The 12585-nt window shown below is 71.9% G+C and carries 9 protein-coding genes and 1 pseudogene; 6 read left to right on the top strand and 4 right to left on the bottom strand.

Going from position 1 to position 12585, the window contains the following annotated elements; all coding sequences use genetic code 11:
* Positions 1-131 precede the first annotated feature (131 nt).
* Both ABZ449_RS18275 and ABZ449_RS18270 read left to right on the top strand, forming a co-directional pair.
* Positions 132-1244: an LLM class flavin-dependent oxidoreductase gene (locus ABZ449_RS18275; protein WP_360346750.1), complete on the top strand. Its 1113-nt coding sequence runs from the start codon at positions 132-134 to the stop codon at positions 1242-1244.
* Entirely contained in the window at positions 1241-1864 is a 624-nt protein-coding gene (locus ABZ449_RS18270) for an FMN reductase (protein ID WP_360346748.1), read from the top strand. Before ABZ449_RS18275 ends, ABZ449_RS18270 begins: the two co-directional genes overlap by 4 nt.
* Before the next feature lie 60 nt (positions 1865-1924).
* Here ABZ449_RS18270 and ABZ449_RS18265 read toward each other — a convergent pair whose 3' ends face one another.
* Positions 1925-2362: a helix-turn-helix domain-containing protein gene (locus ABZ449_RS18265; protein WP_360346746.1), complete on the bottom strand. Its 438-nt coding sequence runs from the start codon at positions 2360-2362 to the stop codon at positions 1925-1927.
* Between the two features lie 145 nt (positions 2363-2507).
* Here ABZ449_RS18265 and ABZ449_RS18260 point away from each other — a divergent pair, with 145 nt between their 5' ends.
* The gene (locus ABZ449_RS18260; RefSeq protein WP_360346744.1) at positions 2508-3563 is read left to right on the top strand and encodes a Dyp-type peroxidase; all 1056 of its coding nucleotides are present in this window, start codon (positions 2508-2510) and stop codon (positions 3561-3563) included.
* Between the two features lie 26 nt (positions 3564-3589).
* Positions 3590-4387, top strand: coding sequence for a family 1 encapsulin nanocompartment shell protein (locus ABZ449_RS18255; RefSeq protein WP_360346742.1), 798 nt, complete (start codon positions 3590-3592; stop codon positions 4385-4387).
* Positions 4388-4538: 151 nt separating this feature from the next.
* Here ABZ449_RS18255 and ABZ449_RS18250 read toward each other — a convergent pair whose 3' ends face one another.
* Positions 4539-7643, bottom strand: a complete 3105-nt coding sequence (locus ABZ449_RS18250) for a BTAD domain-containing putative transcriptional regulator (protein WP_360346740.1) — start codon at positions 7641-7643, stop codon at positions 4539-4541.
* Positions 7644-7856: 213 nt separating this feature from the next.
* Here ABZ449_RS18250 and ABZ449_RS18245 point away from each other — a divergent pair, with 213 nt between their 5' ends.
* The gene (locus ABZ449_RS18245; RefSeq protein ID WP_360346738.1) at positions 7857-10025 is read left to right on the top strand and encodes a tetratricopeptide repeat protein; all 2169 of its coding nucleotides are present in this window, start codon (positions 7857-7859) and stop codon (positions 10023-10025) included.
* Here ABZ449_RS18245 and ABZ449_RS18240 read toward each other — a convergent pair.
* Positions 9994-10728 carry a hypothetical protein gene (locus ABZ449_RS18240; RefSeq protein WP_360346736.1) on the bottom strand — a complete coding sequence of 245 codons (735 nt, stop codon included), beginning with the start codon at positions 10726-10728 and terminating at the stop codon, positions 9994-9996. The genes ABZ449_RS18245 and ABZ449_RS18240 overlap by 32 nt on opposite strands.
* On the bottom strand, positions 10725-12101 hold the full coding sequence (locus tag ABZ449_RS18235; RefSeq protein ID WP_360346734.1) for a hypothetical protein: 1377 nt from the start codon (positions 12099-12101) through the stop codon (positions 10725-10727). The genes ABZ449_RS18240 and ABZ449_RS18235 overlap by 4 nt, the downstream gene beginning before the upstream one ends.
* 371 nt (positions 12102-12472) lie before the next feature.
* Here ABZ449_RS18235 and ABZ449_RS18230 point away from each other — a divergent pair.
* A pseudogene (locus ABZ449_RS18230) lies at positions 12473-12585 on the top strand (electron transfer flavoprotein subunit beta); the annotation flags it as partial.

The raw sequence follows: 12585 nt of genomic DNA, 5'->3' as shown, positions 1-12585 counted from the left end.
GCGTTCCGGGGCCACGTTCCACGGGCTGCGTTCCGGGGGCGGCACCGACCGGTGGGAACGGGTGGGAATAACGATCCGCACCCGGGTGCTAGAGTGGTTGAAAGTTGGACTACCTGGGACGGGTGAGCAGCATGCAGTTCGGAATCTTCTCCGTCGGCGACGTGACGACCGACCCCACCACCGGTCGCACCCCCACCGAGCACGAGCGGATCAAGGCGATGGTGGCCATCGCCCGCAAGGCCGAGGAGGTCGGCCTGGACGTCTTCGCGACCGGCGAGCACCACAACCCGCCGTTCGTCCCGTCCTCGCCGACGACCATGCTCGGCTACATCGCCGCGCAGACCGACCGCATCATCCTCTCCACCTCGACCACGCTGATCACCACCAACGACCCGGTGAAGATCGCCGAGGACTTCGCGATGCTCCAGCACCTGGCCGAGGGCAGGGTGGACGTCATGATGGGCCGCGGCAACACCGGCCCGGTCTACCCCTGGTTCGGGAAGGACATCCGCCAGGGCATCCCGCTCGCGATCGAGAACTACGCGCTGCTGCACGAGCTGTGGCGCGAGGAGGTCGTGGACTGGCAGGGCCGCTTCCGCACCCCGCTGCAGGGCTTCACCTCCACCCCGCGTCCGCTGGACGACGTCCCGCCGTTCGTCTGGCACGGCTCGATCCGCAGCCCCGAGATCGCCGAGCAGGCCGCCTACTACGGTGACGGCTTCTTCGCGAACAACATCTTCTGGCCCAAGGAGCACTTCCAGAAGCTGATCAACCTCTACCGCGAGCGCTACGCCCACTACGGCCACGGCACGCCCGAGCAGGCGATCGTCGGCCTCGGTGGGCAGGTGTTCATGCGGAAGAACTCCCAGGACGCGGTGCGCGAGTTCCGTCCGTACTTCGACAACGCGCCGGTGTACGGGCACGGGCCCTCGCTGGAGGAGTTCACCGAGCAGACCCCGCTCACGGTGGGCAGCCCGCAGGAGGTCATCGAGAAGACCCTGACCTTCCGCGAGACCTTCGGCGACTACCAGCGCCAGCTGTTCCTGATGGACCACGCCGGCCTGCCGCTGAAGACGGTGCTGGAGCAGTTGGACCTGCTCGGCGAGGAGGTCGTGCCGGTGCTGCGAGAGGAGTTCGCCAAGGGCCGCCCGGACGCGGTGCCGGACGGGCCGACCCACGCCGCGCTGGTCGCGGCCCGGGACGCGCGGGAGAACGACGACGAGAAGGTGGAGGTGGCCAAGTGACCGCGTTCAAGCTGGTGGTGGTGAGTGCCGGACTGAGCAAGCCGTCCTCGACGCGGCTGCTGGCGGACCGGCTCACCGACTCGACCGTGCGCCGACTCGCCCTGGAGGGGCACGAGGTGGACGTCACCGTGGTCGAACTGCGGGACCTGGCGGTGGAGATAGCCAACAACTTCGTCACCGGCTTCCCCGGCGCCGGGCTGCGCGCGGCGATCGACGCGGTGACGGAGGCGGACGCCCTGATCGCGGTGACACCGATCTTCACCGCCTCGTACAGCGGTCTGTTCAAGTCCTTCTTCGACGTGATCGACAACGACGCGCTCACCGGCAAGCCGGTGCTGATCGCCGCCACCGGCGGCACGCCCCGGCACTCGCTCGCCCTGGAGCACGCCGTCCGCCCGCTGTTCAGCTACCTGCGCGCGGTGGTGCTGCCGACCGCCGTCTACGCGGCCACCGACGACTGGGGCACGGCGGGGGACGGGCTCACCGACGGCCTGCCGCGCCGGATCGACCGGGCGGCCGGGGAGCTGGCGGCCCTGCTGGCCGGGCGCGCCCCGGCGACGCCGGAGCTGCCCGAACAGGTGGTGCCGTTCGCCGAGCAGCTGGCGGCGCTGCGGGTCTGAACCTCCCCGGCCGGGGAGGGGGCGGGTGCGCGAGGACGCGCACCCGCCCCTCGCCGCTGCTCAGGACGCCCCTTCCCGGACCTCCCCCCGGGCGTCGTACGCGGCCCGCGCCGTCGCGATCTCACGCTGGTGCTCCTCGGTCCAGGTGACCAGCGACTGGATGGTGGCGTGCAGCGTCCGCCCGAGCGGGGTCAGCGCGTAGTCCACCCGGGGCGGCACCACCGGGTGCACCGTCCGCTCGACCAGGCCGTCCCGTTCCAGCTGGCGCAGCGTGACGGTGAGCATCCGCTGGCTGACCCCGTCGATCGCCCGGCGCAGCTCGGTGAAGCGCAGCGACTGCCGGTCCAGCAGGGCGATCACCAGCAGTGACCACTTGTCGGCGATCCGGTCCAGGATCTGCCGCACCTCGCAGTCCTCCCGGACGTCCCACTGGAGGACGTCGTAGCCGTCCTCGGTACCCGCGCAGTGCGTCGGTTCCTTCGAAGTGCCTTCTTCCACGATCCCCGATGCTGCCCCAGGTGTCCGTGTCATCAGCTCCCGTGCGGGGGAGCGGCCGGCGGCCCCGTCGGAGGCCGTTCCGACGGGGCCGTCCGGATGCGTGTCAGCCGCGCCGGATTGTCCGCTTTGCGGTGTAATCATTCCCATGATCAGAACAGCGCCGCAAGCCGTGCTCTCTCCGCTGACCAGTGCGGCCGTCTTCCTGGTCCTCACCGTCGAACCCGGCCGCGAGGACGCCGTCCGGGACCTGCTGCCCGACCTCGCCGGACTGCGCCGCGCCGTCGGAACCCGGGCCCCCGCGGGCGCCCTCACCTGCGTCACCGGTATCGGCTCCGAGCTCTGGGACCGCCTCTTCGCGGGCCCCCGCCCGGCCTCCCTGCACCCCTTCCAGGAGGTGGCCGGCCCCCGCCACCGGGCCCCGGCCACCCCCGGCGACCTGCTGCTGCACCTGCGGGCGGAGCGGATGGACCTCTGCTTCGAGCTGGCCGCCAAGCTCACCGAACGGCTCGCCGGGGCCGCCGTCGTCGTCGACTCCGTCCAGGGCTTCAAGTACTTCGAGGACCGGGATCTGCTGGGCTTCGTCGACGGCACCGAGAACCCGGAGGGCCGGGCCGCCGAACGCGCGGCCCTGATCGGCGCCGAGGACCCGGACTTCACCGGCGGCAGCTACGTCGTCGTGCAGCGGTACGTGCACGACATGGACAAGTGGAACGCGCTGAGCGTCGAGCAGCAGGAGGGGGCGGTCGGCCGCACCAAGCTCGACGACATCGAACTCGACGACGACGTCAAGCCCGCCGACTCCCACGTGGCACTCACCGTGATCACCGGACCGGACGGCGAGGAACGGAAGATCGTCCGTTTCAACATGCCGTACGGCACATTCGGCTCCGCCGGCCGCGGCGGCGAGGTCGGCACCTACTTCATCGGCTACGCGGCCGACCCCGGGGTGACCGAGGAGATGCTGCGCAACATGTTCGTCGGCAACCCGCCCGGCACCACCGACCGACTGCTCGACTTCTCCACCGCCGTCACCGGCGGGCTGTTCTTCGTCCCGACCGCCGACTTCCTCGACTCCCCGCCACCGGCACCGGCGCCGTCGGCGGCCTCCGCCGCCGTCTCCGCTCCCGCTCCGGCCTCCGGCGCCGGGGGCGACTCGCTCGGCATCGGCAGCCTCAAGCAGACGACCCGACGGACCACCTGACGGACCACCTGAACAGGACCCCGCACATGAACAACCTCCACCGGGACCTCGCCCCGATCTCCGCCGCAGCGTGGGAGGAGATCGAGGAGGAGGCCCGCCAGACCTTCAAGCTCCACATCGCCGGCCGCCGGGTGGTCGACCTCACCGGCCCCGAGGGCGCCACCCTCGCCGCCGTCGGCACCGGCCACCTGACCGCCATCGACCCCCCGACGGACGGCATCCAGGCCCGCGCCCGCGCCGCCCAGCCGGTGGTCGAACTGCGCGTCCCCTTCACCGTCCGCCGCGACGCCGTGGACGACGTCGAACGCGGATCCAGGGACTCGGACTGGCAGCCCGTCAAGGACGCCGGCCGCAAGCTCGCCCTGGCCGAGGACCGCGCCGTCTTCGAGGGCTACCGCGCCGCCTCCATCGACGGCATCCGCGCCGCCACCACCAACCCGCCGGTCCAACTCCCCGACGACGTCAGGGAGTACCCGGAGGCCGTCAGCCGAGGACTCACCGCCCTCCGCCTCGCCGGCGTCGGCGGCCCCTACTCACTCCTGCTCGGCGCGGACGCCTTCACCGCCGTCAACGAGACCAGCGACCACGGCTACCCCGTCCACAACCACATCGCCCGCCTCCTCGACGGCGACATCATCTGGGCCCCGGCCATCGAAGGCGCCTACCTGCTCTCCGCCCGCGGCGGCGACTTCGAACTGTTCCTCGGCCAGGACGCCTCGGTCGGCTACCTCTCCCACGACGAAGAAACGATTCGCCTGTATCTCCAGGAATCGATGACATTCCGCGTCTACACGGGAGAGGCAGCCGTCGTCCTACGCGCCTAGCACCAGATCGGCATCGAAGCGAGGATCTGGTGAGCGGCTATGCAGATGGACATGAACATCGCAATCGTACTCTCTGTGCTCAATCGACGGTCTGGGCTCCCGGGGTACGCAGATTCAACCAGATGCCAGGCCTGGCGATCAAGCTGGAGTTCTAAGGGCGAACCTCATTTCGATAGTTATTATATGAATAACTTGACTTGAGGTCGGCTAGCGCTGCGCGGACCCGTTCGGCTTCGTCCGCGATGTCGACTTGCTCGGCCAAGGCGACGGCAGCCGTCAGATGCGCGAGAGCGGCGGTCGGGTTGCCGACCGCTGCCTCGTAGAGGCCCAGGCAGCGCATCGCGGCTGCCTGCTCGCGGGCGGCTCCGATGGATCGGGCCAACCTCAGAGCGAGAGCGTGCGAGTGCTGCGCCTCCTGGTGTCGGCCGGCGGCGAGCAAGGCCTGGCCGAGCCCATTGAGACTGTCGGCTTCATGGCGGACGCTGCCGACCTCGCGGAATGTCGTCAAGGCCGACCGGTAGAGCGAGATGGCCGTTTCGAGTTCATCGGGAATCACCAGCGTTTCTGCCAGGTTGGTGCGGACCACAGATAGATCCAACTGGGACATGGCCGCGTCGTCGATTTTCAGAATGAGTTCGAATATGCCTCGCGCTATTTCATTCCTTCCGGCGCTGAGGTGAAGTTCTCCAAGGTTATTGAGTATTCGTAGTTCGAGGACCCGGTCGTTGAACGTTCGGGCCAATGGCAATGCGCTGCTGTAGGCGGTGAGTGCTGATTCCGAGTCGCCTAGCGACCGATGCAGGATGCCCATGTTGGCAAGGCAGCGGGCGACGTTCCATTGGTCGTCCTGTTTCTCTCGAATGGCCAGCACCTCGCGCTGGATCGCCAGGGCCTCGCGGAGTCGGCTCTGGCTCCATCGGAGCCGCCCGAGGAGGTTGAGGGCATTCGCCGCCGCGTCCAGGTCGCCCTCTGCCCGGGCCAGGCCGAGGCCTCGCTCGAGGGCCTCGGCCGCAGGCTCGTAGCGGGAGGCGTTGGCGAGTGTCGCGCCCAGGTCGATCAGTGCCCGCGCCTCCTGCCGGTCGTTCGCCTGCGATCGCCAGTGCGTCACCGCCGCCCGGTGCATGTCCTGGGCCTCGCCCCAGTAGGCCTCGGCGTCCAGGTGGCCGGCGAGGATGTGGGCGAGCCAGGAGCCGTGTTCCGCGAGTCCCGTGTGGTGTGCGTGGGCGATCAAGGCGATCAGTCCAGCGTGTTCAGTCTCAAGCCAACTCCTCGCCGATTCCTGTGAGTTCATCTCAATGTCGCTCAACAGTACGGCTGTGTCGCTGGGTTGGGATTGCTCTGGAAGCGTGGTTCTCGATCTGTGCGGGTAAAGCAGGTGGTCAGCACGGTCGGCGGTGCGCAGGGCGAAGTCGAGCAGCCGCCGAGAAGCGGCCTCTCGCTGCTTCTGTTCGATCCCCAAGGCAACCGCGAACTCCCTCAGAAGATCGTGCAGTTGGTAGCGCTCAGGTGAAATCTCGATGAGTAGGTGGCAGTTCAGCAAAGCCTCAAGGACCTCATCCGTCTCATCGATCGTCCGCCCGAGCAGTGCCGCCGCCGCATGCACGCCGAAATCGGGGCCCGGATACAGGGCGAGCAGTCGGAAGGCCGATCGCTGGCCGGGGGAGAGGTACCGGTAGGACAGCTCGAATACCTGGGCGATGCTGGCCGAGCCGGTACGGATCTCCCCGAGCCGGCCGTTCTTCCTGGACAGGCGCCGGGCGAGGTGCGCGAGGGTCCAGGACGGGCGGGCCTTGAAACGGCTGGCGGCGATCTCGATCGCGAGGGGCAGGTGGCCGCAGCGTTCGACGATCTCGATGATGCTCCCGGTGTCCGTGGAGCGCTCGGAGCCCACCACGGCGGTGAACAGGGCCACGGCGTCGTCCACGGTGAGGACGTCGAGGAACACCGGCCGGGTGCCCGGGAGTTCGGTGAGGCGCTGGCGACTGGTGACGAGGATCAGGGCGGACGGGGCGGGCGGCAGCAGTGGGCGGACCTGAGCGGCGTTCGCGGCGTCGTCCAGCACGACGACGGCGCGGCGGGAGGACAGTGCCTCGGCGCACAGGGCGAACACCTCGTCGGCGTCCAGCGGGATGGTGCTGGCGGGTACGCCCAGGCGTCTGAGCAGCAGGGCGCCCGCCGCCTCCGGGGTGAGCGGCGGCTGGTTGCCGACGTGGGCGCGCAGGTTGAGGTAGACGTAGCCGTCCGGGAAGTGTTCGCGCATCAGGTCGGCGGCGTGCAGGGCGAGGGTGGTCTTGCCGACTCCGGGCATGCCGAGGATGGCCGAGACGGTGACCACCCCGCCCCGGGCGAGCCGGGTTCCGGGGCCGGGCAGGACGCGGCGCAGGTCGTCCTCGCGGCCGATCAGGCGGTGCCGCCCGGGGACGTCCTCGGACGGCACGGCCGCGGGCCGGGTGGCCAGTGCGGTCTCTCCCCGGGCCGGCGCCCCGGGGAGCGGATCGCCGTGCAGGATGAGCTGGTGGAGGCGGCTGAGCTGTTCGCCGGGTTCGGTGGCGAAGTGGGCGTGGAGCAGCCGGGCGACGGCCGGGTAGACCGCCAGTGCGTCGGTCTGCCGGCCGACGGCGTAGAGCGCGGTCATCAGGTGGCCGGCGAGGCGCTCGTCGGTGGGGCGGTCCTCGCGCAGTGCGGTGAGCTCGGGGATCAGTTCGGCGAAGCGGCCGATGCGCAGATCGATCTCGACCCGGCGCAGTGTGGTGGTGAAGTGCCGGTCGGCCATGGTGGTGCGGGTGGTCTGGGCCCAGCTGCCCGGCAGGCCGGCCAGGGGTTCGCCGTGCCACAGGCTCGCGGCGCGGCTCAGCACGGTTCTGGCCTGGTGGTCCTGTCCGTTCTCGGCGAGTAGTCCGGCTTGTTCGGAGAGGTCCAGATACAGGTACCAGTCAATCAGCAGGGGATCCGTCCGCAGAGTGTACGTATGCGATTTGGTGACGATCGTGGGCGCCCCCCGGAGGTCGGTCGTCTCCGAGGCCAGGGCCGCCCGTCTCAGCAATGCGCGCAGGTGGGAAACGTGGCTGTAGAGACTGGTCAGCGCGCTGGGTGGAGGGTCCTCACCCCACAGTGGGTACGCGAGCGAGGTATGGGAGAGCGGCCTTCCGGCGTCCATGGCCAGGGCGGCCAGCAGTTGCCGCCTCTTGTCGGACGGAATCGCCAATTGCTCACCGTTTACCGACAGTTCAACTGAACCCAGGAGATGGAACCTCATCTGACGCCCCCCGCCGGTTGGCTACCAGCTTGCCGTGTCGCGGGTGAGCATGGCATGCACGTGAGGTAATCGGCCATACCACCGCAGGGTTCGGTGCCCGGGCTTTTGGGAATTGTCTCCGCATGACGGTACGTCATGTGATAGCGCCACAGGGGTAATTCGTCCGAGGCCGGGGGAGCCAGTGACAGGATCGACCGTGGTCGGCGGGTGCCGGTGAACGACGTCAACCTGCCGTACGGAGTGGTGCGGAACTCGCTGGCCGGCGCCGCGACGGTCTCCGGCCCGGTGGTGCAGGCCGGCACGATCCAGGGCGGGCTGCACCTGCACGGGGCCGCCTCCGCCCTGCCCACGCCCAGGCAACTCCCGCCCTGTCCACGGCGGTTGGTCGGCCGCGACGCCGACCTGGCGGCGCTGGACCGCTCGCTGGCCCCCGAGGCCGAGGCGGCCGACGTCACCCTCGTGGTGACCGGCCCGGCCGGGGTCGGCAAGACGGCCCTGGCCGTGCAGTGGCTGCGCGGCCAGGCCGGCCGTTTCCCGGACGGCCAGCTCTACGCCGATCTGCGCGGCTACGCGCCCGGCGGTCCCGCCGACCCGGCCGAGGCCCTCGGCGGCTTCCTGCGGGCCTTCGGGATCTCCCCGGTGCCCGGGAGCCTGGAGGAGGGCGCCGCGCTCTGGCGCTCGCTGGTGGCCGAGCGGCGGATCGCGGTGCTGCTGGACAACGCCTCGACGGCCGCCCAGGTGCGGCCGCTGCTGCCCGGTTCGGACCACACGGTGGTCGTGGTGACCAGCCGCCGTCGGCTCACCGGGCTGGGCATCGACGGTGCGGTGTTCCGGCCGCTGGGCCCGCTCGCCCGGGAGGCCTCCGCCGAGATCCTCGCCGCGCGGGTCGGCAGGCACCGGGTGGTCGACGAGCGCGCCGCCGCGGCCGAGGTGGTGGACGCCTGTGCCGGGCTGCCGCTGGCGATCTGCCTGGCGGCGGCCCGCATCGCGGCGCGCCCGGCCCAGTCGCTCGCGGCGACCGCCGAGATGCTCGGGCGCGGCACCGACCGGCTGGCGGTGCTGGACGTGGAGGGGGAGACGGTGCGGGACCTGCTGGACGCGTCCTACGGTGTGCTGGGGGAGGAGGCGGCCCGGCTCTACGGGCTACTCGGGCTGCTGCCCTTCGCCGAGTTCACCCCGGAGAACGCCGCCGTGCTGGCGGACGTGGACGTGTCCGGGGCCGATCGGCTGCTGGACGCCCTGATCGACGTGCACCTGCTGGAGGAGCGCGGGCCGGAGCGGTTCCGGTTCCACGACCTGGTGCGGCTGCACGCCCGGGCGCACGGGGAGCGGCTCCGGGCCGACGGGTCCACCGGGGCCGCGCTCGACCGGCTCGTCGACTGGTACCTCGCCTCGGCCACGGCCGCCGAGGCGGTCGTCTCGCCGACCCACCGCAGCCTCGCCCGTGACTACCGCACCCGCTCCGTCCACCCGGTCCGGGAGTTCGCGGGCGACGTACCGGCCCTGGAGTGGTACGACGCGGAACGCGACCGGCTCGCGGGCGTGCTGCGCTGGTGCGAGGAGCTGGGGCGGCCCGCGGCCGCGTGGCAACTCGCCGACGCCATGTGGCCGTTGTTCCTGCGGCTTCGCCCGGCCCGGCTGTGGGTCGAGGCCACCCGGATCGGCCTGGACGCGGCCCGGGCGGCCGGCTCCCGCAGCGGCGAGCTGCGGATGCTCACCGACGGCGGGAACGGGCTGCGGAACGCGGGGGAGGCGGCGGAGGCCGCGCGCTGGTTCACCGAAGCCCTCGTCCTCGCCCGGGAGTCGGACCGTCCGCTGGTGCAGGCGGACGCGCTGTACGGGCTCAGCCAGACCCACCGGATGGCCGGCCGGCTGGCCGAGGCCGCCGAGTGCCTGCACGAGGTCGTCCGGCTCCGCGAGGCCGAGGACTACCTGCGCGGTTCGGCACTGGCCCGGCTGGCGTACGGCGAGGTGCTGCTGCTGGCCGGCCGGGCGGCCGAGGCGGTGGAGCCGATCGAGCGGGCGGGCCGCGAGCTGGCCTCGATCGAGGACGACTACGAGGCGGCCCGCGCGATGGCGTTCCTGGGCCTGGCGCACGGCCGGCTGGGTGCCTACGAGCGCGCCGAGGCCCACCTGGAGGAGGCGCTCGCGGGTTTCCGGGCCCGGCTGTCCGCGCACTGGGAGGCGCGGGCGCTGGAGTTCGCCGGGCAGGTCGAGGAACTGCGCGGCCGACCGGACGCGGCGCGCGCCCGGTTCGAGCAGTCCAGGGCCCGGTACCTGGACGTCGGCGCCGCGGCCGAGGCGGCCAGACTGGCCGACCGCCTCGCCGCGTACGGTGTGGACTCCCCCGTCACCCCCCGTCCGGACGACCCGGAGGCGTGAGCGTCGACGTGACCGAAGGCGTGGGCGCGGGCGCGAGCCGGCTCCACCCGGAGCCCGGGGCCCGGCACCCGGCGGCACTGACCCGGTCGAGTTCGCCCAGTGCCCGCCCCGCCGCCAGCCAGGCGTGCGCCAGCGAGCCGAGGGCCGGCGGCGGGACCGGCTCGCCGGCCGGACCGGAGGCCCGCAGGACGAGCCGTGCACCGGACCGGGCGAGCACCAGCACCGCCCCCGGACGGTGCTCGGCCGTGGCCACCGCGCACCCGGGGTGCGCGGCCAGCAGTCCCGCGAGCCGTGCGTGGACATCGGCCGCCGGCACCGGACCGAGGTGCAGCACGTCGGCGTGCCGGCGCCAGCGTAGGCCCCCGGGCTCGGTGAGGTCGAGCATGAGGTGCTCGTCCACGAATCCGGGCCCCGGCCGCTCCGCCGCAGCCGACGGGTCCGCGGCCAGCAGCCCGTGGTGGACGCCGGCGGCGGACGTCACCCGGGCCTCGAACAGCGCGGCCGCCGAACCGCCGTCCGCACCGGAGCCGTTCACGTGGGGCCTGTCCGTACCGGAGCCGTTCACGCCGGGCCCGTCCATACCCGAGCCGCCCCTACCCGAGCCGCCCCTACCCGAGCCGTCCGCCCCGGAGCCGTTGACGCCGGAGCCGCCCGCCCCGGAGCCGACCGGAACCAGGCGCACCGTGTGCAGCGCGGCGGTCATCCGGCCCACCGCGGCCCGGCCGCCGCGGTCACGTCCAGCACCCCGGCCGCCGCGGTCGTGCCCAGCGGTTCGGGCAGCGGGAGCGGCAGTGCCCCCGCCGGCGGCCCGGCCGGCGCCCCCGCCAGCGGCTCGGGCAGCGGGAGCGGCTCCGGAGCCGGGGAGTGCGCCGGCTGCCCCAGCCCGAGCACCCGGTACAGCAGCCGGCGGGCGTTCCGGTCGAAGCGGCCCGGCTCGGAGCTGATCCGGTCGGCGATGGCCGCGTAGTCCTCCGGGCGGTACTGCTCGGCGGCGTACGCGAGTTGGTCGGTGAGAGGGTGCCCGGGGGCGAGCGCGGGCGCGGTCCGGGCGAGCTGCGCGGCCGGCGAGCGCGGGTTGACGTGCCGGTGCGGGTACTCGGCGAGCAGGACGGGAGCGCCGGTCATCGCGCCGTACAGCGTGACCGAGCCGTGGTCCCCGATGACGAAGTCGGCGGCGACCAGCAGCGGCCGCCAGTCCGTCTCGGGCGGGATCACCGTGACGGCCCCCCGGGCGGTGGCCCTCGCCCAGGAGCGCACCGCGTAGGCCGAGTGCTGGGCCGCGATGTTGGGGTGGGGCAGCAGAACGGCCCGGTAGCCGTGCCGGGGCAGTTCCGCGGTCAGTCTGGGCAGCACGGCGTCCAGCCGGGTGAAGAGCGAGCCGTCGCCCCAGGTGGAGGAGACCAGCACCAGCTTCTCCTCCGGCCGCAGCCCCAGCGCGCTCCGGTAGGCCTCCCGGTGCGGCAGTGCCGCGCGGATGCGGTCGTAGCACGGGTCGCCGACCACTTCGGCGATCGGCACGGCCTCCGGGCAGCCGCGCCGGAGTTCGAGGAGTTCCTCCTCGTGGGCCAGCGCGAAGGAGGTGGGGACGAGCCGCCCCTCCCAGTAGAGGTAGTCCCGGCCGAGCCCGATGGCCGGCCGCTCGCCGTCCGGGGCGCCGCGCCGGGCCAGCTTGATGTTGCCGGCGCCGTGCGGCAGCCGGACGACCGGGCCGCGCAGCTGCTCGATCCCCTGCGAACCGGCGGCCAGGATGAGGTCGAACTCGCGCCGGACGGCCTGCTCCCACGGCAGTACGGTGCCGCCCAGCGCCCGGAGGATCTCCGCGGCGCCCCCGTTGAACACGTGCGGTGCCACCGTGAACTGCACGTGGACCCGCAGGTCCGGGGCGAGCAGCGAGTAGAAGTCGTGCAGCCGCTTCGCGTACACCATGGTCTGCGCGACCACGAGCACTTCCTTGCGGTCCCTCAGGGTTTCCCACGGCCCGTTGTTGCTCCAGGGCGCCGTCGTCCGGCGCGTTCCGTCCGCCGTCGTGATGTCCTGTTCCCCGTGCATGTCCCGTTCCCCGTGCACCAAGGTCATCCTTCTCCCCCTCCTTGATCCCAGGTTCGGGGCCGTCCGCGGCCCCGGGGTCGATGCTCCCCGGAGTGTCTGGCGGATTCCATGACGCGACCTGGTCGGTGCTTGCGGAAACCTTGTGTCCGCTTCCCGCGCCGTCGTCCGGGCCCTCGGAGCCTGGAAGGGTACTGAGTTCCTTTACCAGGGGTACTGAGTGCCGTATTCTCTCCGTGAAGCCTCTGACGCCAGTCGAAGAGAGCCGACACGGTATGCCGGTCCAGGTGGCACTTGCGGTGCGCGGGTCGCGCCCGGGCCGGACTTGGCACTCAGTACCCTCGGCATGCCTGAGGCCATGGATCCAGTGCATCCGTGCACCCGTGACAGGAGAACCGCTCATGAGCTTGAGGATCGTCGTCTGTGTGAAGTACGTGCCGGACGCGACGGGTGACCGTCGTTTCGCGGACGACCACACCACCGACCGGGAGGGTGTGGACGGCCTCCTGTCGGA

Origin of the sequence: Kitasatospora sp. NPDC005856 (assembly GCF_040629945.1) — a bacterium.
GTDB lineage: Bacteria > Actinomycetota > Actinomycetes > Streptomycetales > Streptomycetaceae > Kitasatospora.
Note: the sequence above shows the minus strand (reverse complement) of the source record. Positions and strands in the feature narration are given on the sequence as shown.

Excerpts from the sequence above, each read along its gene's own strand:
- ABZ449_RS18275 (WP_360346750.1), top strand. The coding sequence starts at position 132 with ATGCAGTTCGGAATCTTCTCCGTCGGCGACGTGACGACCGACCCCACC.
- ABZ449_RS18260 (WP_360346744.1), top strand. The coding sequence starts at position 2,508 with ATGATCAGAACAGCGCCGCAAGCCGTGCTCTCTCCGCTGACCAGTGCG.
- ABZ449_RS18255 (WP_360346742.1), top strand. The coding sequence starts at position 3,590 with ATGAACAACCTCCACCGGGACCTCGCCCCGATCTCCGCCGCAGCGTGG.
- ABZ449_RS18250 (WP_360346740.1), bottom strand. The coding sequence starts at position 7,643 with ATGAGGTTCCATCTCCTGGGTTCAGTTGAACTGTCGGTAAACGGTGAG.
- ABZ449_RS18240 (WP_360346736.1), bottom strand. The coding sequence starts at position 10,728 with ATGACCGCCGCGCTGCACACGGTGCGCCTGGTTCCGGTCGGCTCCGGG.
- ABZ449_RS18235 (WP_360346734.1), bottom strand. The coding sequence starts at position 12,101 with ATGACCTTGGTGCACGGGGAACGGGACATGCACGGGGAACAGGACATC.